Genomic DNA, 26,029 nt, shown 5'->3' on the forward strand with positions numbered 1-26,029 from the left:
GGCTGAGGGCCGAATGAGGGCGTAGAGCATACCATGAGCGCACGGCGAGGAAAACGGTTGCGTCGCCGGTTTTCACCGCCGAAAGCGCGAATTTTCACTCGCGCGCCAGTCCGGGGCTCAGAATGGGAATTGGATCAGCTCGACGGCGTCGGCGCTGACTTTGACCATCGATCCTTCGACGTGCCAGGCGCCCAGCACCGCGCGATGGGCTTCGCCGTTGCTCAACGCCAGCCGGTGCACCGCCGGGCGATGGGTATGGCCGTGGATCATCCAGTGCACGTCGTGGCGCAGCATCGTCTGTTCGACTGCCTGCGGGTTGACGTCCATGATGGCTTCCGACTTGTACTGGTTGGATTGCTGGCTGCGGGCGCGCATGTTGGCGGCGATCTTCAGTCGCCAGCGCAGCGGCAGCGCCAGGAACAATTTTTGAATCAGCGGGTTGTGCACTTTACGGCGGAATTGCTGATAGGCCTGATCGTCGGTGCACAGGGTGTCGCCGTGCAGGATCAGGATCCTGCGGCCGTACAGCTCCAGCACTTTCTCTTCCGGCAGCAGCTGCATGCCGCTGGCGCGGGCGAAGCGCTTGCCGAGCAGAAAATCGCGGTTGCCGTGGATGAAGTAGCAGGGCACGCCGGCCTGTTGCAGCGCTTTCAGCGCCGCGGCGATCTCCGCGTGCAGCGGCTCGGGATCGTCGTCGCCGATCCAGGCTTCAAACAGGTCGCCGAGGATGTACAGCGCGTCGGCGTGAACTGCTTCGCGCCGTAAAAAACGCAGAAAACCGGCAGTGATTGCCGGTTCCTGTGCGCACAAGTGCAGATCTGCGATGAACAGCGTACTCATGCAGCCGCGATTACTCGCTGACGGTCACGCTGTTGATCACGACGTCTTCTACCGGTACGTCCTGGTGCATGCCGCTGCGGCCGGTTTTCACGCCTTTGATTTTGTTGACCACGTCCATGCCTTCAACCACTTCAGCAAACACGCAGTAGCCCCAGCCCTGCACGTTTTCGCCGCGGAAGTTCAGGAAGTCGTTGTCAGCCACGTTGATGAAGAACTGTGCGGTGGCGGAGTGTGGATCGTTGGTGCGCGCCATTGCCAGGGTGCCGATGGTGTTTTTCAGACCGTTGTTGGCTTCGTTCTTGATGGTCGCGTTGGTCGCTTTCTGGTTCATGCCCGGCTCGAAACCGCCGCCCTGGATCATGAAGCCGTTGATCACACGGTGGAAGATGGTGTTGTCGTAGAAACCGGCGCGGCAGTAGTTCAGGAAGTTTTCAACGGTAACCGGCGCTTTGTCAGCAAAGGTCTTGATAACGATATCGCCGTGATTGGTGTGGAAAGTAACCATAGTTTTAATCCTAACAAGGTGAAGTGAGACGTCACGTAAAGCGAGTGAACATTCAGACCGCCCTTATAACATATCCGCCCCAGCGAGTCAGCAGCGGCTCAACCGTGCACTGTCTGTGGTAATTGCATTTATGTTATATTATAACAATTGCGCCAGCCGCCGAATTTCGCGCATTTTATTCGCGTGAAATCAGCAAAGCATGGCCTTAACCTTGCAATAGATCAGGCTTCAGGTTTCAATACGCTACCGGGCGGAAAACCTGAAGCCCGGTTATCTTTTTTGTTATCACGCACACCACGGAATCTCCCGATGCTAAAGATTTTTAATACCCTGAGTCGTCAAAAAGAGGAATTCAAACCCATTCATGCCGGGAAAGTGGGCATGTACGTGTGCGGGGTAACCATCTATGACCTGTGTCACATCGGCCACGGTCGTACCTTTGTCGCTTTCGACGTGGTGGCGCGTTACCTGCGCTACCTCGGCTATTCGCTGAACTACGTGCGCAACGTCACCGACGTGGACGACAAAATCATCCGCCGCGCGGCGGAAAATCATGAAACCTGCGACCAGCTGACCGAACGCATGCTGGCGGAAATGCACGCCGACTTCGACGCGCTGCTGATCGACCGCCCGGATCAAGAGCCGCGCGCGACCCAGCACATCGCCGAGATCATCGAGATCACCCAACGCCTGATCGATCGCGATCACGCCTATGTGGCCAGCAACGGTGACGTGATGTTCTCCATCGACAGCGATCCGCAATACGGGCTGCTGTCGCGTCAGGATCTGGATCAGCTGCAGGCCGGCGCGCGCGTAGAGATCGACGACGTGAAGCGCAACCCGATGGACTTCGTGCTGTGGAAGATGTCCAAACCGGGCGAGCCAAGCTGGCAGTCGCCGTGGGGGCCGGGCCGTCCGGGCTGGCACATCGAATGCTCCGCCATGAACTGCAAGCAGCTGGGCACCCACTTCGATATCCACGGCGGCGGTTCCGATCTGATGTTCCCGCATCACGAGAACGAGATCGCACAGTCGAGCTGCGCCCACGACGGCCCGTACGTCAATTACTGGATGCACTCCGGCATGGTGATGATCGACAAAGAGAAAATGTCCAAATCGCTGGATAACTTCTTCACCATTCGCGACGTGCTCGGCCATTACGATGCGGAGACGGTGCGTTACTTCCTGATGTCCGGCCACTATCGCAGCCAGCTGAACTACAGCGAAGAGAACCTCAAACAGGCGCGCACCGCGCTGGAGCGCCTCTATACCGCGCTGCGCGGCACCGATGCCGACGCCGCGCCGGCCGGCGGCGAAGCGTTCGAAGCCCGCTTCCGCGAAGCGATGGACGACGACTTCAACACCCCGGAAGCCTATTCGGCGCTGTTCGATCTGGCGCGCGAGGTTAACCGCCTCAAGGGTGAAGACATGGCGGCGGCCAACGGCATGGCGGCGGAACTGCGTAAGCTGGCGAACGTGCTCGGCCTGCTGCAGCAGGAGCCGGAGCAGTTCCTGCAAGGGGGCGCTCAGGTTGACGACGGCGAAGTGGCGGAGATCGAAGCGCTGATCAAACAGCGTAACGAAGCGCGCGCCGCCAAGGACTGGGCGCTGGCGGATGCTGCCCGCGATCGGTTGAACGAGATGAACATCGTGCTGGAAGACGGCCCGCAGGGCACCACCTGGCGCCGCAAGTAATCCGGCCGCAGGGAAAAACAAAAAAGGCGCTGAATTCAGCGCCTTTTTCTATGGCTGCGGGTTAGGGTTTAACCGTGACCTTGCCGCCGTTGAATTCCACCACCTGATCGGCGACGATCTTGCAGCGTTTGCGGGTTTCGACCTTGCCGTCGACTTTCACCTGCCCTTCGGCGATGACTTCTTTGGCGGCGCCGCCGCTTTCACACCAGCCCTGGAACTTCAGCAGATCGCACAGTTCGACGTGGGGATGATTGTCCAGATTGAAAATTTCCATACTGCCTTACTTATTTAGGTTGAACGTCGTGATATTCCTCGCAGGCCTGCAAGGTATTTTGGATCAGTGTAGCAACGGTCATCGGGCCGACGCCACCCGGCACTGGGGTGATGTAGGCGGCGCGCTCGCTGGCGGCGTCGAAATCGACATCGCCCACCACTTTACCGCTTTCCAGACGGTTGATGCCGACGTCCACCACGATGGCGCCCGGTTTGATCCAGTCGCCCGGAATGAAGCCCGGCTTGCCGACCGCCACCACCAGCAGATCGGCGTTCTCGACGTGATGACGCAGATTCTTGGTGAAACGGTGGGTGACGGTGGTGGTGCAGCCGGCCAGCAGCAGCTCCATGCTCATCGGGCGGCCGACGATGTTGGAAGCGCCGACCACCACGGCGTTCAGGCCGTAGGTATCGATGTTATAACGCTCCAGCAGGGTGACGATGCCGCGCGGCGTGCACGGGCGCAGCTTAGGCGCGCGCTGGCACAGGCGGCCGACGTTGTACGGGTGGAAGCCGTCGACGTCTTTGTCCGGGTGGATGCGTTCCAGCACCTTGACGTTATCGATGCCGGCCGGCAGCGGCAGCTGTACCAGAATGCCGTCGATTTCCTCATCGGCGTTCAGCTGGTCGATCAACGCCAGCAGCTCGGCTTCACTGGTGGCAGCGGGCAGATCGTAGGAGCGGGAAAGGAAGCCGACTTCATCGCAGGCGCGGCGCTTGCTGGCGACGTAAATTTGCGAAGCCGGGTTCTCGCCGACCAGCACAACCGCCAGCCCTGGGGCGCGTTTGCCGGCCGCCAGACGTTGTTTCACTTGCTCAGCCACTTCGTTTCTAACCTGCTGCGCAATCGTTTTACCATCAATAATCTTTGCTGACATCAGTGTGGAAATCCATCAATTAAGAAAAGCGGGGATGCCGCTATTCTGGCAGAAGCTGAGCGCGCTGTCAGGCGCAGAATCACCCTCGCGGCCGTTGCCGACGCCGATTTACGCTTTTTTTATTGCCGGCCTCAGGATCCTCTACGTCATTTTTACCTGTATTTGGATACGCTGGGGCCGTTCACTGGGCGAAAGAGGGCAGGATCATGAGAACGATAACCCGGCTTTACCCGTTGCATCATCAGCCTGACGAGCAACCGACGGAGCCTAAACATGTGGGGGAAACGGTGTTCGATTCTTCACTGCATCCGGCGGACAGCGCGCAACTCACCGCGTTGCACCAGCTCGGCAAGCATGAGGCGGCGCCATCGTGGCGGGCACGCCTGAATGCGCTGTGGCGGAAGTTATGCGCATGAAGGGCTGCGCCTGGGCAGGCTGCACGCTGTTGCTGGTTTGGGCATCGGGGAGCCAGGCTTCTTTAAACAGCGCCCGCCCCGACGCCACACTGGGGGAAAGGGTGGCGGCGACCTGCAACGCGCGGGTGGTTGAGCATGCCGATTGGGGCGACATCGCCGCAGTCGTGCAGTCCGTTCGCCTTTGCCGGTGGAGGGAGGTTGGGCGGCGGTGGTCTGAACGCGCGCCGATTTACGTAGGTGTCGGCCTGGTTCAGCATGGCGGCGCTCGGTTGACGGGAACCCTCGCCGCGCGGGCGCTGGCGGAAAAAACGCCATAAAGCACGGCCGCCGCCGTAACGTCATGAAAAGGCATTGACTCGCTAACCTCTGACCGTATAATCCCAACCCGCAGCCGCAGGTTGCCGCATCTCAATGCGCCCTTAGCTCAGTTGGATAGAGCAACGGCCTTCTAAGCCGTAGGTCATAGGTTCGAATCCTATAGGGCGTGCCATTTTCAAATCAACTCACCTCTACTGAATTCGCTTTTTATCCTTTATACTCCCTGAAATTACTGAATTTTTCTGTCACGAGCTCTATCGAGGTCAACTCAGTTATATCCAAATCAAGTGGTATCTGGGGGCCTTTGAGGGGGCTCATCTCGTTCAATGGAAATTAGGGGCCCCTTTATGCCACTAAATGCACGACAGATTGATACTGCAAAACCCAAAGAAAAAGAATACAAGCTCACTGATGGCGGTGGGTTGTATTTGTTGGTAAAGCCTAACGGTGCGAAGTACTGGCGCTTGAAGTACCGTTTTTTAGGGAAAGAGAAAAAGCTTTCTATCGGTGTTTATCCTGATATCTCTCTGGCCGACGCTCGCCTGAAACGCGAGGAGGCTCGGAAGATCATCGCCTTAGGCGGTGATCCTGGAGAAGAAAAGAAAGCTGAGAGGTTGGCTAAAAAAGCCAATGTCGAAAATACCTTTAAAGCTATTGCACTGGAATGGCATGGCTACAAGCGGCCTAACTGGTCGAAAGGCTATGCTGACGATCTGATGGAGGCGTTCGAGAACGATATCTTCCCTGATATTGGTAAGCGCCCTATTGCTGAGATCAAGCCTCTTGAAGTGCTCAGCACACTACGTAAACTCGAAAAGCGAGGTGTGCTCGATAAGCTGCGTAAAATCCGTCAGGCCTGCAATCAGGTATTCCGCTATGCCATCGTCACCGGCAGAGCTGAAACAAACCCTGCCTCTGAACTGGCAAGTGCTTTAACTGCACCTAAATCCACCCATTATCCCCACCTGTTAGCTGATGAACTCCCTGATTTCTTACAGGCTCTTGCTGCGTATTCTGGTAGCCCGATCACCCGACTTGCTACTCGGATTCTGATGTTAACAGGTGTTCGTACTGTCGAACTTCGCCAGGCTGAATGGAAAGAGTTTGATTTCGATAAACGTGTTTGGGAAGTGTCGGTTGAAAGGATGAAGATGCGTCGTCCGCATCTGGTCCCGCTATCCGATCAAGTTGTGGCATCACTTCGTGAGATCCAGGCAGTGACGGGCCGTTACAACCTGGTGTTCCCAGGCCGTAACGACATTACGAAACCGATGAGTGAAGCGAGTATCAATCAGGTACTGAAAAGGATTGGGTATCATGGGAAGGCGACAGGACACGGTTTCCGGCACACGATGAGTACTATCCTGCATGAACAGGGCTATAACACAGCTTGGATCGAGTTACAGCTTGCGCATGTGGATAAGAACACCATTCGTGGCACTTACAACCATGCACAGTATCTGGAGCAGCGCAGGGAGATGTTGCAGTGGTATGGGGATTATGTGGACAGCTTAGAATTCGGTGGGAATGTGGTTCATGGGAAGTTTGGGGGCTGAGCCTAAGTTAACGTGATTTTTCTTAATTAGATCAACAGTACTAGCGAAAGTGCTGGCACTGTTGGTTTCAGCGGCAACTTGTTTTTTTGTTTCAGTGGGATAATGGAAGATAGCAGGTCATGGTGTAGAATAACCAACCATTATCCCTAGGAAATGAATGTCATTCAAATGCAGAAAACTGCTAGCTGTCTAATTTTAGACCGAGAATGATTAAGATTTCAGCTAGTGATCTTTCACATTCTGTTGCAATATGCGTAAAGTGTGCTCGAAGGTTTCCATGGTTAGTTCGCGCTTCAGAAATGGCTTTTTTCTTCTTTTCAGTAGATGCATGACCGCGCACTTCCGTGCGTAGAGCGTGCAGTTTCTGCATTGGTTGAACGAGTGTTTTAGCGTGTTCTTCTGTTGTTCCTTTTGCAATAAGTGCTTCTTGAAGTAAGCGTAGAGATCCCCACTTGGCTTCAATGATTCGGCCCCCATGTTTCGCGATCTCGCTTAGTGGCTTTTGTAAAAAGCCTTCAACTAGATACTGATCGAGAGCAAGCACTTCATCACCCCATTCCTTAACCGAATCCGTTGCTGGATACTGAACAGCATCACTCAGAGTTGTACCTCGTGACTTCCACCAAGATGGCGGATTTTTGTCCATAACTAAAATCGTATGTTTTAGCACTCCCAACGGTTCATAGGACGAATCCCAATCCCCTACAATATCCGTCTGAAATGCACGCTCTGAAATCGTTCCCTTTGGCCATTCGTTGAAGGATTGCCAATAGATCTGCTCTTCATAGGGTAATTTTGCCAAATCACCAATATATGCATGAACCTGCCCAGCCTCATTAATGTCGTAGGATTTTAAATACCATGCATTACGGCAAGCTATGCTTCTATCTTCGAAGGTAAATTTTTCTGGATCGGCCTTGAAGCGATGCAAAACCTCTGACCTAAAAAAACGGGTGAAACTTCCCAAGGTAGCTCGGATTTCTGAAAGTAGTTAGATATAGAACTTGGGCTGCAAGATGTTTCAACATTACAGTTGTTTTTACGATCAAAAATTTTGAAAGTTGCGTATTTTCTCCTGGATGGATTCTCTTCATCCTTCCATGCTTTGACCAGATCGCGCAAGGACAATTGTGGACGTACGATCATAACACCATTGCAATAGCTGGCTTCACTATTAATTCCGCCGTGATAAAATAGACCCTCTTCTTCTTTATTGTATCTGTTGATATCTCCCCAGCCAGCGAAGTTACCCCATTTGACACGGGTGAAGTCAAATTTCAAGACAAGGCACGCTTTGGATAGCGTCATATATGTATCCAAATCCTTTCTTTGTATCGTGACAACATCCAGGTAATTAAAAAGTGTTGGTACCTTGTGTTGGGTAATCTTGATTACATCCTCAATATCACCTCGAGAGTCAAGACGACAATAAGCATTGCGTTCGGCTACATAGTGCAAATCAAGGCTATGCACAAGTTTCTGACTTAGTTCAATGGTGGGACGACCCTCTATAACACCATCAAATCTACGGCGAAAAATGAGAGATTCTCCACCTTTAAAGACGTTGTAACCATCTAGTGGTGGTTCAAGGTATATTTTATGTCCTTGGCCACCGCCCCATGATTTTTGAATCTTCCAACAATCGTCTATATCTATGCGCATGTTTTGCAGTGAATCTCCATCTGCCTGAGCAACGTTTTTTGCTAGGGCCAGTGCTCCGTGAATCAAAATGCTACTTCCGCTTGCGTAGATGACGATTTCATCATTTTTAGTGTTTTCTTTCAGATAGTTAATTGAATCTTCAGCCCCTAAAAGCCAGGAAACCTCATCATTTTGAGGCTTTTCCGAAACAGCATGAAGATCTGCAAATTTAAATGGACGCATGAGTTAAATTAATTTCCTTTTAGTCATCTTAAAATTGTCTTCAATTTACACGTTGGTCATCCGGTCTATCACAATCAACAGAGCAAGCTTCAAACAAATACGACACCTGTGGCGATTGTTTCACTGAATCTGTTATAGCTACCATTTCGATGCAATGTACGGACTTGCCAAGAGTAAAACGCTCGCAGTGTCCCGTTATCTGTTGCGCTACTCTCCCGGTATGCAGTGCCCCGCGATATGAGGGCTGACCCACAATTACCTTGAAACTGCCATGGCTTTGCTGGGCCCCATCCCGCGTTCCAGTAGTAAAAATCTGCGATGACCTGACCCCCTACCTTAGCTTGTAGCCGCCCATCATGCGGTGTAATTTCAATCATATTTACCGCTCCTGGCATCGTCGGCAAAAATAGTCGGGATGGATACAGATCATGTTGAAGGTATCCTATCCGATCAAAATCGAGCGTTCCGGCTAGGGGCCAAGCCTCGCAGTCTTTATTCACTAACTGTTTGAAAGTTGGTGGAACGATTAGAGTTGTTGTACTGAGTTCATCAGTAGCTTGGCTAGAAAGCATCTCTCCACACGTCCAGAAGGATTCGATATGGGCTGCCAAGTCGGCTTCTTCCAAACCGCCGTTTACGGTTTGTGACCATCGCATAATCGACACTTCTACACACCGTTCCTCCGACATTACGATGGGCGAGCTAAAAGCTATTAGCTCGTCGCCAGGATTTTCCGCCTCGACTCGACCAAGGAGAGTACGCAATGAAATCTCGATCGCATTACTGTCACCGTTGAATTCAGTCAATGTCGGTAACCAGTCAGGACGCCTTGGCCGAAGAAAGGCCAAAGTTGGATGAATCGGCAGTGCCAAAAGAGATTTCTGATCCGTCAACTCCGCTGGTATCTTCCAAATGTGTGTGGCCACAGCTAACGTGCGAAGGTAAGCGGAAATAACGCGAAGAGCGGTTCGAGTTGAAAAATGACTGGAAAAACCATCACCTAAGGGGCGAATGAAATATCCTGCATCCCCTTGGTACGGAGCATCCGGATATGACGCCCGGTTTTTTGTCCACTCGAAGGCCATTTGTCGAACAAACGGAAAACTGGTAAAATCTTCAAGCCTACTTATGGTCGTCCGGAATATTTTTGGCAAATCCACGCCTTGAACGCCATCAAAGTCATCAGGAATAATGAAATCTTCTGGGGCAACTTCCAGAACCGCATAGTTGACTTGAATTGGTAGCCCAAAATTATTCACCAGCAGATCTGAAAGTGGAGAGGGTAGAATAATATTTTTAGCCAACTCTATAGTGGGAGAGTAGTTGAACTCTTTTATTGCCATCCAGAAGATGCACAGCACTTCGACAACTTCAGCTTCAAGCTTGCGTGAACGCAGTAAGTGAAGTAGTGAGGATTCGGTTTCCGCCTTTGTCGCAGGTTCTCCCAGTCGAGCCGCAATTTCCTGCATAGTCCACCACCGGGCAGACGTAGATGGCCACCCAAGACGGGCAAGAAGAATGTGAAGGTCGTTCATTGAACCTCCAGGGAGTTAGGTAAAACCAGCTCTAACATCCAGCGAGGTGGTTCCAAAGGCAAGGTCCGAGTATCCTCAATCACGCAATTGACCATCGTCTCTGCGAATTTCACAGCCTCTTCTATACGGTTCTGCTTGATGTATAAATAGACCATGAGCTCCGACGGGGCAAGGCGTGACGGTTCTGGGTCATCGAACATGCTATATGTCGTTTTTGTCACAAATTCATCACAGCGTTTCGAATAGTATTGAGCGACTAGCTCGAGTCTGTTACAGGTCTTTTCTTCTCTCTCCATGTAGCCAATCCATCCTCCACTGCGGATCTGAGCATGTACAAGATACTTCCATGCCGCTGGCAAGCCACTTAATTTTCGTTTTGCTTGAAAAGCTATCTCAGACAGAGATAGTGCTTCTCTCATCCATCTGTTATCTGAAAAAAGAACCTTATCAAGCTCAACGAGTAAATCTCGCCCCCTCTTTTGGCTTTCCCAGTACTGGTACCAAGTCCGAAGAAGCTCCGGTCGTTCTTTATAATATGGCTCCAGACTTTTGAGTAAGTCTTCTAATTGTTCAGGTTTAAAGACCGTGACGTCTCCGTCATAAGGTTTGTTGTCAGTGTCACTGCCTGAGCTTTCTTGGCGCTGTAAACAACCAATATCCCATCCAGTATGCTCTTCAAGAATACGAAGCCGTTCGGAAGCGCTTGCACAGCCATCCTGCACAAGTTGTTTCAGGGCATCACGTATTTCGGGGTGAAGGCCAGTGCGTAACAGAGCATCCAGTGGCCACCCTTCGATGATTCCCTGTTTGATGTAGGTTTGCATGCTACTTTCGGCCAGAGCCCAGTCACCCGAACATGTATGCTCTTCCAATTTTATCACCAGTGCGGAAGGCTTAAGCTTAGCTAGCAGCCGATCAGCTTCAGTAAGAACATGCCTTGTGCCCTTGCCATCTGTGTAATTCAGAACATGGTGGATTTGCGGTGCAATTTGGCTAAGTAATCGACAGGCTTCCTTCGGCGCAACATCGGCCAGATAAGCGATGGCATCTACCGTATTATTTAGTGTTGGATCTTTGCGATGCCCATATCCGGTTGTCAGCTCCCATGTCTGTGTACAAAGTTCACGAGCATCAGAAGTAAGGCGATGCTCGATCGCAATTGAGCAGAGTTGTAATGGTATCTGAAGATGGATGCTGGTCTCATTTTGAATGTCTGCATCAAGCAATAGACGCTGAGCGCGAATGAATGTCACAGCGGCTTCGTATGCCATTTTTGTCAGCGATCCGGCTGTGTATTGAGTGCGGAAAGATGTGCTATCGAACCAAGTGCATTGCAAGGCTGCATCAATAGTCTCAGGGGAAAGTTCCACATCACTAATACCAGTTAGTAGAACACTACCAAGATGAATATCGCAAGCGATACGGTGTAGTGCTGCTTGGAGATCCCCGGCAGCTGAGTTTCTATCATAACTCTGCCTGAATCTCCGAAATTCAATAGGTTCGAGTAATTCATATAGCACATGGAAATCGATGAATTCACCGCGCCACCAACGTTGAGCTATTTGTGCACCAATGGCGGACAGGGCATTGAGGTAATCAGTAATATTTTCTCTATCTTCATAGACAGGGGCTTTGATGTACTCGAAGTTTGATTGCCCCTCCGCAATCATACAAAGACTTAGATGTACAGCGCCAAATAGCCAGTGGTGCGTTAGCGCCGCCAAGTCATCTGTGCGCTCATAGTAGTTGCCCTTCAGCCAATTCACCGGAACTGGCTCGTTCGAAGGCGTTGAGGTTTTCGTAAGAGCAGCCTCTATCGCAGCCACAAATGGAGTTCTGACCAGTACATTGAAGTCTTCGCGCTCGGTAACATCTACCCCCGCTTTTGCTGCTGCGCGAATGCAAGCATCGCTGATGATACGTTTTTTATGGCTATTGGATAGCGAAGCAGCAACAGCCATTAAGTCGTCCAAATTGCCTTCATCAACCAGCATTTGAACTCGAGGCAGCCATGCAGCCGGCCGATTTCGCTCTACCAACCACGCGAGTTTCTCAGGAGTGGCCCCTATAACGCCGAGTTGCGCGAATGCACTGGCCAGAAATGTAAACTCATCAGAGCCCGTCCTTGAGTTATATTTGCGGGAGAACTGGTTCAAGCCCTTGAAACGGTGCAGCACTTCTTCACCACAGGTTTCAGCCAGAACTTGATCACCTCGCGAGTGTAAGGCCAGACCAAGCGCTGCAACATTCAGGATGTCCGTTTCGTGCCTGGACGCAACAGCCTCGCGTATGACGCTTTCTTCTGCCGCCAGAGTTAACGTAAATGATATGAGCCTGGCAAAGTCGTCGTCTTGCATTTGGAACTGGCTACCATCGACCATGCGAGACTTTAAGTGTGCCAGGCGATAGGCATCTGCAAATTTTGCGGTTTCAAGTGCAGCAACCAGAGCGTCAGATAGTAGTGTGTCGAAGAGCGATTTGGGATAACCTTCTTCTAAGCGGCGCATGATCCAGTCACGGGTAATACCTGTGATGAGATTGGTGGGCTTGCCCATTTTCGCTTGAACCGTCCATAACCAGTTCACACGTAGTGAACTGGGAGCCAAGCGCTCAAGCCAATCTGTTACCGCAGGCATCAGTTCATTAATCCGAGCCTCGTAGCCTGCGGTTGCGCGCACGAAAACAGCCAGACTCTCATGAAAGACCTTCAAACCAGCTGCTGATGAGTGAAGTAAATGTTCCACTTTGCCGACTTCAGGATCCGCCAGCTTGATGATCGCTGTGATCTCTGAGAAGGCAGTTTTTGGCCAAAAAAACGGAAAGGCGCAGATGAGTCTTAGTGTGTCCTTCTGGCTTGGGGGAAGATGCTCCCACAACGATGCATAGTAGAATTTGGCGTCTTTGCTCAAGTCCCCCTTCAACTGCTCAACATCCCAGCGGGATAATTTATGACCGGCATGTTCCAGTTCCGCTGTCGCGTATATAACGTGAAGAGGGTGGCCGTTTGTTCTGTTGCGGAGTGCAGATGCTGCATCTTGCAGTTGTTCTTCGGCTTGCCGCTCATCCTCGAAATGACTTGTAAGCTTGCCCTCTTGGAGTGCTCTACGAAGGTAGGAAAGAACTGCATTCTCAGACATTGCCGGTAAGGTTCGCCATTCGGCCTTTGGAGCAAATGCAAGCAGGTCCGTTGGCAACTGGGCGTCATTTACCGGCTGAGTACCGACGAGCAACACCATATTGTCCGGGCAGGGAATTACCTGAGAGAAAAGGTCGTCAAGCGGTCGTTTGTCTTCAGCGTTGATACGCCAGACATGATCCAAGCCATCGATAATGAGCACGAATGGCTTACCCAGTGCTTTGTAGTGGGTAGCGCATGCCTCCAATTGCGTATGTAAGCCTCCACTCGTCTTCGGAACATCTCCGTGGAACTGTTGGATCTGTGCCTGAATGGATTGCTCGACAACATAGCTATTGAGCCTGTCACGACCACGCTCCGTTGTGGACAAAAAGTAGTGATGGCGTACCGTTGGGATGCCTTGTTCTGCGAGCGTGTCGCACAGTGCACTCAGATAGGTACTCTTTCCCCGACCAGGTGGACCTGTCAGCACGATTGCCTTCCCTGTGGCGTTAATTATGCTCTGGACAAATTCTTGATGAAACGTCTCGTCAGGAACCTCATACCCTTTTGGAACGACAAAGTCCTCTGGCAGCGGTGTCGGCGGTGAGGCTCGCAGGATAGTGCGGAGTTCGGTCTGTGTGATCCAACCGTTCGGTGCCGGGGTGTTCTTTTGTGTCGCCCAGTTCAGGGCTATATTTTTGAGGGTAGCTATACCCTCAGCTGTACCATGCAGTCGAAGACGTGCATCAACATCATGCTCCAATGCGATGTAGCCCTTATCGCTGTGTTGAATGCGTAATTGGTTGAAAAACGCTTCGCATTCCTCAATGCTACCGAGTTCAGTTTCTACTCTGGAGCGCTGAGGCTCAGGGATCTTGGAAAAATGAATCCTATCTAGCCCCAGACAAGCTTCAATAGCTGCATCAGGCCGGCGGTTCGTTATTAGAGAGATTTCACCAATACGTGCTGGATCGAGTTGTTTGAAAGCATCGAACCATTTACGTAGCATCGATCTAGACCGCTCCGTTTTGCCCGTTTTCTCTAGCATCCAATCCCAAGACAGGGGATGCTTGTCAGCATCCGGGGTGAACTTGATCTGCTGAAGATCAACGAGGCCATCACTTCGTTCGATGACAATGTCATCAAGGCCCTGTGGTGCTTCGTTTTCATTATCGCACTCAAATTTCACGCGGCTATAACGCACCGGTGCATCAAGCCAATCGCACAGGACCTTAAGACCCTGGCGATTTTGATAAATATAACCAGCTGCCGTGATGGCAGTTTTCTTAATATGTTCACTCATAGCGTCAAGTTATGCTTAGTTCGGTTCTGATCCATGTATCCAGGGTGTTTACAGGCACAAAATGGGTCGGAACAGGATATGGCGGATGAACCATCCAGTAATACACATCGCGGCTCACATAGAGTTCAATATTTCTGAAAGGAACATCTTTTGGCAGTGGCCACTGGAGAAGATTCAGCAATTTTGAACGGTGAGTATCGAGAAATTTTCGGCGGCCTAAGATACGACTAAACTGTCCTGTCTTGTCATTCTCTGCCTTGCCAAATATCCGATCACGAAGACGACGACTATCTTTCATCGTATATGGTGGCTGGTTGTACTTGCACTCTACCGTCACGAGCAAATTATCTTCCGGCCAGTATGCGAAGACATCGAAGTCGCCAACGTCATCAAATTTCTCCCCACGGAATCGTCTAAAGAAATCGATACCTCGCAGAACATATGGTGTATGTCTGCGAAAAATCTCCTCTGTACGAAGCTCGAGGCGCTTTTCAATGCTTTCCTTAACATCGCGAATGACGGGCTTAACATGAGGCCAATCAAATTCTGCTGGCAAATAACCGTCTCGTACCGCCGACATCCAAATATACATTGCCCGGCTTGCTGATTCGGCCCCCCAACGCAGGTCGGTACCATCAATTACCAGCGGCTTAATTGTGTATCGATCGATTCGCTTGTTCCGCTCCCAGTATGGGATATCTCCCTCATCGATATCCCGTCCAGCAAGTCTACGAACACCTGCTTCCGAAAGAGTCAGAAAAGCAACGATTTTTTGGGCCTCAGAATAGTCAAGTCTATCGATACTGTCAGCCAATCCTTGCGCGAGGCGATCCGGTGTAGCAACATAAGACAGTGAAAGTTCGTCGCTAAACCCATATCGTTGAGCTTGCGATAAAACAGCGAGGGCAGTGAGCATGTTCTGCAGTTCGAAGCCCAGGTCGGTTATAAAAGCCTCTTTGAGTTTCTCTGATGACAGTAAATCTTCTGATTCACCTTCTACCGCATCTTTGTCATTTGCACCGAGTCCCAGTCTGGATTTTGCGTTCTCCCTTGCAAAAACAGCTTTACGATCATCAAAACCTGCCGAATAGAAAACTTCAGGAATATACGAGTCGTCGATTTCAACTCCCCCCACATCTATGCCATTGTGAAGGGCATCACTGGCACCAGTCAGCACCATGAACCAATCCACCAAACCTACTAACTCCCGTAGTACATCCTCTGTAACGTCATCTACACCGTTTGAAGATAAACTGACGGTCTTTTCCAACAGATATCGATAATGCCGAGCCTTATCTCCGAATTCTTTGCATGCCTGTTCAATCGCATCAAGTCTGTCGTACTCAACTTCATGAGCAAGACTCTGACGGGTTCGTTGAATTTTCGTTCTCTCGGTAACAAGGAGAGCATCGTGTTGTTCAATGAATGCCTGCAGAAGCTGCTGCCTATCAAATGCTGCAAGTCGACTCTCGATATGAAGACGCATGCGGGTACTGGAAGGATCAATCCTGGCCTTGGCATCTGACAGTTCATATCGGCCAGGAACAAGGCCAAGCTCCATGATTTCTGCAGCCAGTCGCCTGCGTGCAAGTTTGTAATCGGTGGGTGAAGGAATTATAGGATGCACGTAGTCTGGGACATCAATATTCCGGGCAATAACTCTCAAATGATAACGGGCAGCTTGTGATGCTCTGTTAGTAAACCGTTGCGCAAAGTCATTGGGCATCTTCAGACTACATGCAGCATGACATTTTTCTATTGTTTCCAGTAAGCAACGAACCTCGAAGGAGCCATCTTTGGCAAGGTTGAGCCCGGCAAGCACTGCGCGTGCATCAACTTGAACGTGAAATAAACCGGGGTTGTTGGAGTCCGCGTTGACTGAAGTGACCACCTGCATAAATTCGTCTAAAGAAGAAGGAATCTCTTCAGCTTCAACAAGACTGGATGGATCCGGTAAGCAGGAAAACAAGACATGTGGTTGTCTAAATAGCAAGATATCAGACATCATTTCGCTACAGCGGTAGCTACAGTCTGCTAAAAGTTGGGCAAAAAGGTCTATCAGGCGACCATCTTCGGTGCGAAGTTCTTTGGGGATTTCAATTAATGTTTGAACGGTACAGGAGCCAACCGATGTTGAATATGCAATCGCTTTGCGATTGCGAGATGCGAGCCGAATAACTCCTTCAGTTGAAGGGCTCAGTGTCCAGCCGATAGAACTGTCTGGAAATACCTTCGGTGCATACGACCAGAAGTCTGTCAGTACCTTAAAGCGCCAAGAGGTACCCCAGTGAGGATCTAGTCCGATAAATGTAGGGGATATAGCTCCTTCGACAAGTACTCCATGCGTGTCTTTGAATGACGCAAACAGGTCTGCAGCTCCGCGGGAAAATGGGCTAAGAGAGCGGTTCTGAGCATCTGTAAATTTCCAATAGCGTTCTAATTCGTTGAGATCTTTAAGACTATCGAAAATTGTGATGAAATCCGTCAGCGGCAGCAAGCGGGTTGGGCTGGAGGGGATGTCGATGGAACTAAATGCAGTACCTGCGAGTGTCACGACAATAAGGATGTGAAGTTCATCGATTCCAGGTTCTTCCCCATCTCTGGATAGAGAAAGGAAACGCCCGTCACCAAGACGGAAGAAAATCGGCGAACCACGGCTTACCTTGGCGTATATGCTTTCCGCTACGTTTGACAGGCGATCATTCGATACGTGGTCACACATGCAAATGAGATATACCCCAGAATCACTAGGGATGATACAACTAATAGGCAGGTCTTTGCAGGCGGTACCGTCGACATATAGAGTCAGAGGCCCCATAAGGGTTCTTTGGAATCGTTCTGCGACGAACTCTGCAAGTTTCCTATGTGTAGAGGGGCTAACCCCAGTCAGATTTTTGTTGGCCCAATGGTCAATAATGAGGCTAGGAGCACTACGTACTGACATCGGCACCCATGTACCATCTTTTTCGAGCGCCAAGAAGGGCAGCGCCATACCTTGCATCACTGCATTTCCGAAAGCATCCGAGCTCAATGGTGCTTTAAAAGTGCCAAAATGAACATCAAACGCATATCCAGCCTTATCTCGCCAGTTCGCTAGCTCGTCACTGAGTTGATGAAACACTGTTCTACAAGCCAGCCAGAAGTCTTCGGGGACTATCTCAACATGAGCGCATTGTGCCTCGACAGTGGTAGTACTAATGGGAGCCTGAATCGACTCGATGATCCGTGTTTGCAGTGCAATGGCAAGATCCATATGGGCTTGTGCTTCAGGAATATGTGCGTAGGTAATACGGAATGCTTCTACAAAGTCAGGCGTCCTTTCAATACAACTGCCGTAGAACATCGGAGCGAACTCTTGGGCAAGGCGTACCTTGATTTGTCCCCAATCAGTCTCAGGGGAGAAATCCTCGAGCATCGGGAATTCAGGCCATGCTGCATACATTGCTTTCGTAAATGCTTTGAAATCTGCATAGCTATCAATGGACATGCCTTCCTGAGACTCACACGGAAGCTCCAAAAGAACACACCAGGCAAAAATGTGCTTTATCGGACTGCCAGTGTTAGCTGGCCACAGTTCAGAAGTACTTAAAGCAACGGCAACGTCGAGACTTTTATATTGGCGGAATAATCCCCGTACTGCTTCTAAGCCCTCATGGAAATGTGTTCCCTTATCGATGTCATCAGCCATTAATCCTCGAAATTTGGACATCTCGCGTAGCAAAAAATCGTAGTCAGTCTCCTGCGCTACCGATTTTCGTTCCCGCTTCTCCCGAGATTTTCTACCCACACCATATCCTCCATGTATAAATGTCGTAGTGAACCAGCTAGCATAGCTATCTTATTAAGAATGTTAACTTATTATCATGATTTTCCATTTCTCATATAAGCCGTGAGTATACCGAACTGAAAATTTAAAATTAACGATTATCTTAAGGTGTATTTTAAGCTGTTTCATGTGTAGTAATCACAAAAACAAGTAGCCGTGGAAAATCAAGAAACACATTAACAATGTAATAACCATTCGGTATTATAATGATTGTTATAATAATGAATGCATGCATGTAATCGGCCGCTATTGTCAGATATATAAGCCATTCTATTGAGCAAAAATCATTAGCATTCGCCTATATACCTATAAGCCCTTTAGAATAGCGTCTTATCTTGCATCAATCTGAATAGGGACGGAGTCGCCAATAGACTTTGGATGTCACTCGGGACGAAGTTTACGTGTTACCAACGGTAAACACAGGTATCTTTCATGACTCGGTCAATCCCAAAACAAACAAATTATTGCGATCGTGTTCGCATCGTGGACAATGTTTAATCATGAATTGCATGTATATCAACGAAATCAATAAATCTCATTAGATTATGGGGCATGGATGGACAGTAATACTCAAGGATTTACATCATACTGGCGTAACTCCTTAGCAGATGCCGAATCTGGCAAAGGGGCATTTGAGCATAAAGATGCAGATAAATTCACCCGGTGGATAGATATCACCACGGGACGGCTGGATGAAGAGAGCGCCCGTGCGTTCTTTGAGGGAGAAGGCGATACGGTTAAAACGGTCGAGGTGATATTGCGGCCAAAAGTCTGGAATCGTCTGCTAAAGCATGGCAAAGCGCGGACGGCAGGCGCGCCAGCTATCATTACACCATTGGTGACTTCAGCACTCCTGAACCGCGAAGGTTTCCTATTCCCCATAGCACCTGCCACTATCCCTCGTGACCTGCTCGAACCGCTTCCCAAGGGCACCTTCTCTATCGGCGAGATGGAGCAGTATGACAAATACAGAACGACGCACAGTTCATTCACCTTTGGTGTTGATGGCGAACAGGAACGGCGTGAAGAAACCGATGAACAGCGGTCAGAGCGGTGTGCCAGATATCAGCAGTTGTGGCAGAGGTACCTGACCGAGACAAACATTCTTTTGAAAAATGTGGCTGGAAAATGGGTTGACACCCACGAGCAATACGAATTGGCAGGATATGGCTATATTATTAAAGCCAACCAACCCGGTGGGGCCAGCATCCATATTCTTCCTCTGTACGATCATCTGTTGATGTGTAAAAAAGATGTTCCGCTACTATCTCGTTTTGCCTCGATGGCCAGGCCGCTTGTAGAGCCGCTACTTGCCGCTAATGTAAAATTCAGTGAGCGGCTGGGGCATTCCGGGGATGAGTTCCCGCTGGCTATGGCGCAGCGCGATGCTCTGAGCCATTACCTCACCCAGCAGCCGGGTGATATCCTCGCCGTCAATGGCCCGCCAGGAACCGGAAAAACCACTCTGGTTCTCTCTATTATTGCTACTGAATGGGCACGAGCGGCCCTTAATAAAACTGAGCCACCGGTAGTGATTGCTACATCAACCAACAATCAGGCTGTGACCAACATCATTGAAGCGTTCGGTAAAGATTTTGCCATCGGCAGCGGAACAATGGCTGGACGCTGGTTGCCTGAGCTGAAAAGTTATGGTGCTTACTTCCCGTCTTCGGGCCGTAAGGCCGAAGCGGTTAACAAATACCAGACGGATGACTTTTTTAATCGCGTTGAATCCCTGGAGTATGTTGAAGATGCGCGGGTATTTTATCTTGAAAGAGCGAGAATGGCGTTCCCATCGTCGGATTGCAGCTCGCCCGAACGTGTCGTGGCTCTTCTACATGACTGTTTAACCAAGCAGTACGCGCAGCTTAAGCAAATCGAGCTCGCATGGGACAGACTGAGCTGCATCCGCCAGGAACGGAATGCCATCAGCGAAGATCTTGACCAGTATATTCAGGACAAAAGTACGCTACTGCTCGGCAGCACGGATGAGATCACATTTTTAAACCAAGGTAAAAAGCAGTGGCAGCAATATCGCGCTAGCGAGTCGATGATATATGCGTTCTTTTCATGGATCCCTGCTATCCGTACTAAGCGCCATTATAAGATCAAGCTCTTCTTGGACGCTACGTTTGGCCCAAAAATGACCGAGTTCCAGGGGATTGTGCCGGAAGGAATAGACGCCTATATCGACGGTCTTATTGCTCAAGTACAAAAAGAGCAAAGCGGGTATCAACAGCAAATCGATCTTGCTCAGGGCGTTTCCCAACGTGAAAGTGAGGCTGCCCGATGTTGGCACGTTCTGCTCCAGTCATTAGGTCATACGGGCGAGGAGGAGTTTAGTTTAGCTGAAGCCGACGGGCTTGCTGATACACAAATCCGCTTCCCTGCATTCCTGCTCGCGACCCATTACTGGGAAGGGCGCTGGCTGATGGATATGAGCGCTATTGATAATCTTCAAAAAGAAAAAGGTCTTAAAGGGGCTAGAGCGATTAAGGCTCGCTGGCAGCGCAGGATGAAGCTCACCCCTTGTGTAGTGATGACCTGCTATATGCTTCCTCGTCATCTGGCCATCAGGGAACATGTTGGTGGGAAAACATTTGAGGATAGTTATTTATATAACTTTGCCGATCTGCTGATCGTTGATGAAGCGGGGCAGGTGCTTCCAGAAGTAGCAGCTGCTTCCTTCGCGTTGGCGAAAAAAGCGTTAGTGATTGGCGATACGGAACAGATTGCGCCTATCTGGAACAGTTTACCTGCCATTGATATAGGCAATATGGTGGAGGAGAAAGTCCTCCCTGGAGGCACTCAGGAAGAACTGACGGATGCCTATTCTCTGATATGTGATTCAGGTAAAAGCGCTGCGTCGGGTAGCGTAATGAAGATTGCACAGTTTAATTCTCGCTATCACTACGACCCGGATCTGGCGCGTGGGATGTACCTGTATGAGCACCGTCGTTGCTTCGATAACATCATCAACTACTGTAACGCGCTTTGCTACCATGGCAAGTTACAACCTAAGCGGGGGAACGAAAAAGAGACTCTTCTTCCGGCGATGGGCTATTTGCATATTGATGGTCTGGGTCAGCAGGCGAATGGTGGGAGCCGTTACAACACTTTTGAGGCTGAGACGATAGCCGCTTGGCTAGCTGTGCATAAAGAGGAAATAGAGCGTCATTACGGCAATTTGCTGCACAAAGTGGTAGGGATCGTTACGCCATTTTCGGCGCAGGTTAACGCCATCAAGGCCGCATTGCATAAGCTCAATATTAACTGTAACGGTGATGACGATTCGCTAACGGTTGGTACAGTGCACTCCCTGCAAGGAGCAGAGAGAGCGCTCATACTCTTTTCCCCCGTCTATTCCAAACATGAGGATGGTGGGTTTATCGATAGCGAAAGCAGCATGCTGAACGTTGCCGTCTCCCGGGCAAAAGATAGTTTCCTAGTCTTCGGTGATATGGATCTGTTTGAGATCCAACCGGGCTCTTCGCCGCGAGGATTGCTGGCAAAATATCTGTTTGCTTCGAATAGCAACGCATTGCAGTTTGAGTTCCAGGAACGTAAAGATTTAAGTGCAAAGCAAACGCAGATATCGACCCTGCATGGCGTGGAGCAACATGATGCGTTTTTGAACCAGACCTTTGACTCCATTGGGAAGAGTATTACCATCGTTTCTCCGTGGTTGACCTGGCAAAAGCTAGAACAAACCGGATTTCTGGCGTCTATGGTCCAAGCACGTTCACGAGGTATTGAAATTACTGTCGTGACGGACAAAAGCTTTAATACTGAACATGCTAATTATGAAAAGCGCAAAGAGAAACAACGGCGCCTTAACGACGCCATGGAAAAATTAAACGATATAGGCATCACTACGAAGTTGGTCAATCGTGTGCACAGTAAAATTGTGATTGGGGACGAAAGGTTACTATGTATAGGTTCGTTTAACTGGTTCAGTGCTGCGCGAGAAGAAAGGTATCAACGGTACGATACATCGATGGTGTACCGAGGCGAGAGCTTGAAAGGAGAAATTCAAACGATTTATACCAGTTTGGAACAGCGTCAATTGCAAGGCTAGTTTATGGCGTAGATACCTCAATTGTTAAACAGGGGCTGACGCTAAAATGATTTTTTTTGGCTGTAATTCTGTGGGGTATTCCCTTCCGCCAATAATATTGGATTGATGAACAAGGCAGGTATACATTGTTTCGCCAGGAAGCGATCGATAATCAGAAAATGAAATGGCGTGGCCGGGCATTGCTGTTGCCCGGCATTCCCTTTTGGCTCACGGCAGGGCTCTGCCTCTTTTTTCTCGTTGCTTTTCTCACCTTCGTTATCGCCGGTACTTATACCCGGCGGCTCAACGTGACCGGAGAGATCAGCACCTATCCCCGCGCGGCCAACGTTTACTCCACGGTTCAAGGGGTAGTGGTCAAACAATTTGTCACCGAAGGGCAGGTGATCACCGTTGGTGCCCCCATTTACCAGATTGACGTCAGCAAAAGCACACGCAGTGGTGTAGTCAGTGATAACCAGAGACGGGATATCAATGGCCAGTTGGCACGCATTGCGCAAATAATCAGCCGACTGGAAAGCAGCAAGCAGGCCACGCTCATCATGCTGGAACAACAGAAGGCGCAATACACCGCTGCATTCACCCGTTCCACCGATATCCTCAAACGTGCCCAGGAAGGGATACGTATCATGAAGGAAAACATGGAGAACTACCGGCACTATCAGACCAAGGGGCTGATCAATAAGGATCAACTCACCAATCAGGTGGCGCTGTATTACCAGCAGCAAAATAACCTGCTGGGCTTGTCCGGCCAGAACGAACAGAATGCCCTGCAGATCACTGCGCTGGAAAGCCAAATCCATATTCAGGCTGCCGAATTTGACAATCAGATTTACCAGATGGAGCTGCAACGTTATGAGCTGCAAAAGGAGTTGCTCAACATCGATGCCGGCGGGGAGATCATCGTTCGTGCGCTGGCCGACGGTCGCGTCGATTCGCTGAGCGTCACGGTTGGCCAAATGGTCAACGTAGGCGACAGCCTATTGCAGGTACTTCCCCATGACATCGATCACTATGCCCTGGTGCTCTGGGTGCCTAACGACGCCATCCCTTACATCGCCGCCGGCGATAAAGTTAATGTGCGCTATGACGCCTTTCCGGCGGAGAAATTCGGCCAGTTCGCCGGTACGGTGGCCGTCATCTCCAAAGCCCCGGCCTCGCCGCAGGAAATGCTGACCTACCAGGGAGCGCCCAAAGCGGCGCTGACCGCTGCCGTGCCGTACTACAAGGTGATCGTTATCCCGGAAAAACAATCCATTGCTTACGACGGTAAACGTCTGAGCCTGGAAAACGGCATGAAAGCGCAAAGCACCCTGTTTCTGGAAAAAAGGAAGATTTATCAATGGATGCTGTCACCGTTCTACGACATGAAGCACAGTGCAACGGGGCCGGTCAATGAATAAGCTCTCGTTCAAAAAATTGGTTAGCCAGTTGGATCTGCGGCTGCGCCACCGGGTTCCGATGGTGCATCAGACCGAGTCTTCGGAGTGCGGACTCGCTTGTCTGGCGATGATTTGTGGCCACTATGGCAAAAATATCGACCTGATCGCGCTGCGCCGACAGTTCAATCTGTCAACCCGCGGTGCCACATTGGCTGGATTGAGCGGTATTGCCGAACAGCTGGGGTTGAGTACCCGCCCTCTGTCGCTGGATCTGAACGAACTTGGCGCACTGAAAATGCCTTGTCTGTTGCACTGGGAATTCAACCACTTTGTGGTTCTGGTTAGTGTCAAAGGCCACCGCGCAGTGCTGCATGATCCGGCGCGCGGGCGCCGAACTGTCAGCCTGACGGAACTGTCGCACAGCTTCACCGGCGTAGCGCTTGAGGCCTGGCCCGGCAGCGCCTTTACCGCCGACAGCGTTCGCCACCGCATACACCTGCGTACGCTGATTGGCAGCGTACACGGTCTCAAGGGGGCGCTCGGCAAAATCTTTTGCCTGTCTCTGGTGTTCGAAACCATCAACCTGGTGATGCCCATCGGCACGCAGCTGGTGATGGATCACGCCATTCCTGCTGGCGATCGCGGGTTACTGACGCTCATCTGCGCCGGGTTGATGCTCTTTATCTTGTTGAGGGCTGCCATCGGCATGGTGCGTTCCTGGTCCGGACTGGTCATGGCAACGCTTATCAACGTTCAGTGGCAGTCCGGGTTGTTTACCCACCTGCTGCGCCTGCCACTCGGTTACTTTGAACGTCGTAAGCTGGGTGACATTCAGTCACGCTTCGGTTCACTGGATACGCTGCGTAGCACTTTCACCACCAGTATCGTCGGCGCCATCATGGACGGCATCATGGTGATCGGCGTGCTGGTGATGATGGTACTGTATGGCGGCTGGCTGACCTGGGTAGTGCTCACTTTCACCGCGCTTTATGTGTTGATGCGGCTGCTTACCTATGGATATTACCGTCAGCTGTCCGAGGAGGCGCTGGTGAGAGAGGCTCGGGCCGGCTCGTATTTTATGGAAACGCTGTACGGTATCGCTACCGTCAAAATGCAGGGTATGGCAGAACGCCGCATCGCTCACTGGCTAAACCTTGAAATTGATACCATCAACACGGGTATCCGTGTCACGAGGATGGACATGCTATTTGGCGGGATCAACACCTTCATAGCGGCGTGTGACCAGATCGTCATTCTGTGGCTGGGAACCAGCCTGGTGATCGATAACCAGATGACCATCGGCATGTTCGTGGCGTTCGGCGCCTTTCGGGGCCAGTTCTCCGACCGCATCGGGTCGCTGACGGAATTTTTGCTGCAGCTGCGCATGATGAGCCTGCATAATGAACGTATTGCTGATATCGCCCTCCATCCGCGGGAGGACCGCAAACCTGACCTTCCTTATGCACCGGACTTAAAGCCTCTGGGATTGATGACCCATGCTCTGAGTTATCGTTACGACAGTCAGTCACCGGCTATTTTTGATGGCCTGGACATCAGCGTTGCGCCGGGCGAAAGCGTGGCCATCGTGGGTCCGTCCGGTGCTGGTAAGACAACGTTAATGAAGGTGCTATGTGGGCTGTTTCCCCCGGATGCAGGGCGTGTTGAGGTAAATGGTATAGATATCCGCCAGATCGGCATTAATAATTACCACAAGATGATTGCCTGTGTGATGCAGGACGATAAATTGTTCTCCGGCTCGATCCGAGAAAACATTTGCGGGTTCGCGGACGAGATGGACGATGCCTGGATGGAAGCCTGTGCCCGTGCCAGCTATCTGCATGAAGTGATTTTACGCATGCCTATGGGATATGAAACACTGATTGGCGAACTAGGGGAGGGGCTGTCCGGTGGGCAAAAACAACGATTGTTCATTGCCAGAGCCATTTACAAGAAGCCGGCAATTTTGTTTCTGGACGAGGCCACCAGTGCGTTGGATCAGGAAAGTGAAGCGAGTGTGAATCAGGCGATAAAGGCGCTTAGCATTACGCGGGTGATCATTGCTCACCGAGAAACGACGATTGCTTCCGCCGATAGAGTTATCCGATTAGTCTAGTAATCTCCATCCGTACTCGCGAGTACGGATGGAGGATATAGTTACCCCTGAAAACAATACTCTAAAATCTATTTCTTTCTTGATGTATTAGGAAAGCAAAGTTTGGTAGCTATATCAAAAATTTTCACGATCGCAAGTACGAAGATAATTGTAATTACAAAAACAGAAAGGTTTTTAGGCGCTGCATAAAATGTCGTAAATGCTACGCCCGCACCGCTAAGCAGTGATGCAGCAACAATAATTCCTACAATGGTGCTAAAAGAGCGAAAAATAATGTTCATATTCATCCCTATAATTATCAAGCATAGGCAA

16 protein-coding genes and 1 tRNA gene are annotated in these 26,029 nt (G+C 50.5%); 7 read left to right on the plus strand and 10 right to left on the minus strand.

What is annotated here, in order from left to right:
- Nucleotides 1–117: 117 nt before the first annotated feature.
- Both BHU62_RS04335 and ppiB read right to left on the minus strand, forming a co-directional pair.
- Nucleotides 118–840, minus strand: coding sequence for a UDP-2,3-diacylglucosamine diphosphatase (locus BHU62_RS04335; RefSeq protein WP_060440541.1), 723 nt, complete (start codon nt 838–840; stop codon nt 118–120).
- Nucleotides 841–850: 10 nt separating this feature from the next.
- A complete protein-coding gene (ppiB, locus tag BHU62_RS04340) occupies nt 851–1,345 on the minus strand; it encodes a peptidylprolyl isomerase B (RefSeq protein ID WP_004940183.1) in 495 nt (164 codons plus the stop codon).
- A 309-nt stretch (nt 1,346–1,654) separates the two neighbouring features.
- Here ppiB and cysS point away from each other — a divergent pair, with 309 nt between their 5' ends.
- Nucleotides 1,655–3,040, plus strand: coding sequence for a cysteine--tRNA ligase (gene cysS / locus BHU62_RS04345; protein ID WP_038875101.1), 1,386 nt, complete (start codon nt 1,655–1,657; stop codon nt 3,038–3,040).
- A gap of 61 nt (nt 3,041–3,101) precedes the next feature.
- Here the strand turns inward: cysS and ybcJ are convergent, their stop codons facing one another.
- Nucleotides 3,102–3,314 carry a ribosome-associated protein YbcJ gene (gene ybcJ / locus BHU62_RS04350; RefSeq protein WP_049278727.1) on the minus strand — a complete coding sequence of 71 codons (213 nt, stop codon included), beginning with the start codon at nt 3,312–3,314 and terminating at the stop codon, nt 3,102–3,104.
- Between the two features lie 10 nt (nt 3,315–3,324).
- Nucleotides 3,325–4,191: a bifunctional methylenetetrahydrofolate dehydrogenase/methenyltetrahydrofolate cyclohydrolase FolD gene (gene folD, locus BHU62_RS04355; RefSeq protein WP_004940177.1), complete on the minus strand. Its 867-nt coding sequence runs from the start codon at nt 4,189–4,191 to the stop codon at nt 3,325–3,327.
- Between the two features lie 206 nt (nt 4,192–4,397).
- Between folD and BHU62_RS04360 the strand changes: the two genes are divergently transcribed.
- The 3 genes from BHU62_RS04360 (at nt 4,398) to BHU62_RS04375 (ending at nt 6,481) form a co-directional block, all read left to right on the plus strand.
- Nucleotides 4,398–4,607, plus strand: a complete 210-nt coding sequence (locus BHU62_RS04360; protein ID WP_073529320.1) for a hypothetical protein — start codon at nt 4,398–4,400, stop codon at nt 4,605–4,607.
- Nucleotides 4,608–5,020: 413 nt separating this feature from the next.
- Nucleotides 5,021–5,097, plus strand: a tRNA-Arg gene (locus BHU62_RS04370).
- A gap of 175 nt (nt 5,098–5,272) precedes the next feature.
- On the plus strand, nt 5,273–6,481 hold the full coding sequence (locus tag BHU62_RS04375; protein ID WP_073529322.1) for a tyrosine-type recombinase/integrase: 1,209 nt from the start codon (nt 5,273–5,275) through the stop codon (nt 6,479–6,481).
- Nucleotides 6,482–6,662: 181 nt separating this feature from the next.
- On the opposite strand, the gene BHU62_RS25360 is transcribed toward BHU62_RS04375, so the two are convergent.
- The 5 genes from BHU62_RS25360 to BHU62_RS04395 form a co-directional block, all read right to left on the minus strand.
- Nucleotides 6,663–7,412 carry a hypothetical protein gene (locus tag BHU62_RS25360; RefSeq protein ID WP_236720624.1) on the minus strand — a complete coding sequence of 250 codons (750 nt, stop codon included), beginning with the start codon at nt 7,410–7,412 and terminating at the stop codon, nt 6,663–6,665.
- On the minus strand, nt 7,358–8,365 hold the full coding sequence (locus BHU62_RS25365; RefSeq protein ID WP_236720629.1) for a hypothetical protein: 1,008 nt from the start codon (nt 8,363–8,365) through the stop codon (nt 7,358–7,360). The genes BHU62_RS25360 and BHU62_RS25365 overlap by 55 nt, the downstream gene beginning before the upstream one ends.
- 89 nt (nt 8,366–8,454) lie before the next feature.
- Nucleotides 8,455–9,900, minus strand: a complete 1,446-nt coding sequence (locus BHU62_RS04385; RefSeq protein ID WP_073529323.1) for a multidrug DMT transporter permease — start codon at nt 9,898–9,900, stop codon at nt 8,455–8,457.
- Nucleotides 9,897–14,321, minus strand: coding sequence for an NACHT domain-containing protein (locus BHU62_RS04390; RefSeq protein ID WP_073529324.1), 4,425 nt, complete (start codon nt 14,319–14,321; stop codon nt 9,897–9,899). Before BHU62_RS04390 ends, BHU62_RS04385 begins: the two co-directional genes overlap by 4 nt.
- A 4-nt stretch (nt 14,322–14,325) precedes the next feature.
- Nucleotides 14,326–18,108: an OmpH family outer membrane protein gene (locus BHU62_RS04395; RefSeq protein WP_073529325.1), complete on the minus strand. Its 3,783-nt coding sequence runs from the start codon at nt 18,106–18,108 to the stop codon at nt 14,326–14,328.
- A 595-nt stretch (nt 18,109–18,703) separates the two neighbouring features.
- Between BHU62_RS04395 and BHU62_RS04400 the strand changes: the two genes are divergently transcribed.
- From BHU62_RS04400 to BHU62_RS04410, 3 genes are all read left to right on the plus strand, one after another.
- Complete coding sequence (locus BHU62_RS04400) at nt 18,704–22,225, plus strand: AAA domain-containing protein (RefSeq protein ID WP_073529326.1); 3,522 nt, start codon at nt 18,704–18,706, stop codon at nt 22,223–22,225.
- 125 nt (nt 22,226–22,350) lie between these two features.
- Complete coding sequence (locus BHU62_RS04405; RefSeq protein ID WP_044031791.1) at nt 22,351–23,625, plus strand: HlyD family secretion protein; 1,275 nt, start codon at nt 22,351–22,353, stop codon at nt 23,623–23,625.
- Nucleotides 23,618–25,717, plus strand: coding sequence for a peptidase domain-containing ABC transporter (locus BHU62_RS04410; protein WP_044031790.1), 2,100 nt, complete (start codon nt 23,618–23,620; stop codon nt 25,715–25,717). The genes BHU62_RS04405 and BHU62_RS04410 overlap by 8 nt, the downstream gene beginning before the upstream one ends.
- A 68-nt stretch (nt 25,718–25,785) precedes the next feature.
- Here the strand turns inward: BHU62_RS04410 and BHU62_RS24815 are convergent, their stop codons facing one another.
- Complete coding sequence (locus BHU62_RS24815) at nt 25,786–25,998, minus strand: hypothetical protein (RefSeq protein ID WP_139159378.1); 213 nt, start codon at nt 25,996–25,998, stop codon at nt 25,786–25,788.
- Nucleotides 25,999–26,029: the final 31 nt, after the last annotated feature.

This window comes from Serratia marcescens (assembly GCF_001902635.1).
GTDB lineage: Bacteria > Pseudomonadota > Gammaproteobacteria > Enterobacterales > Enterobacteriaceae > Serratia > Serratia marcescens_F.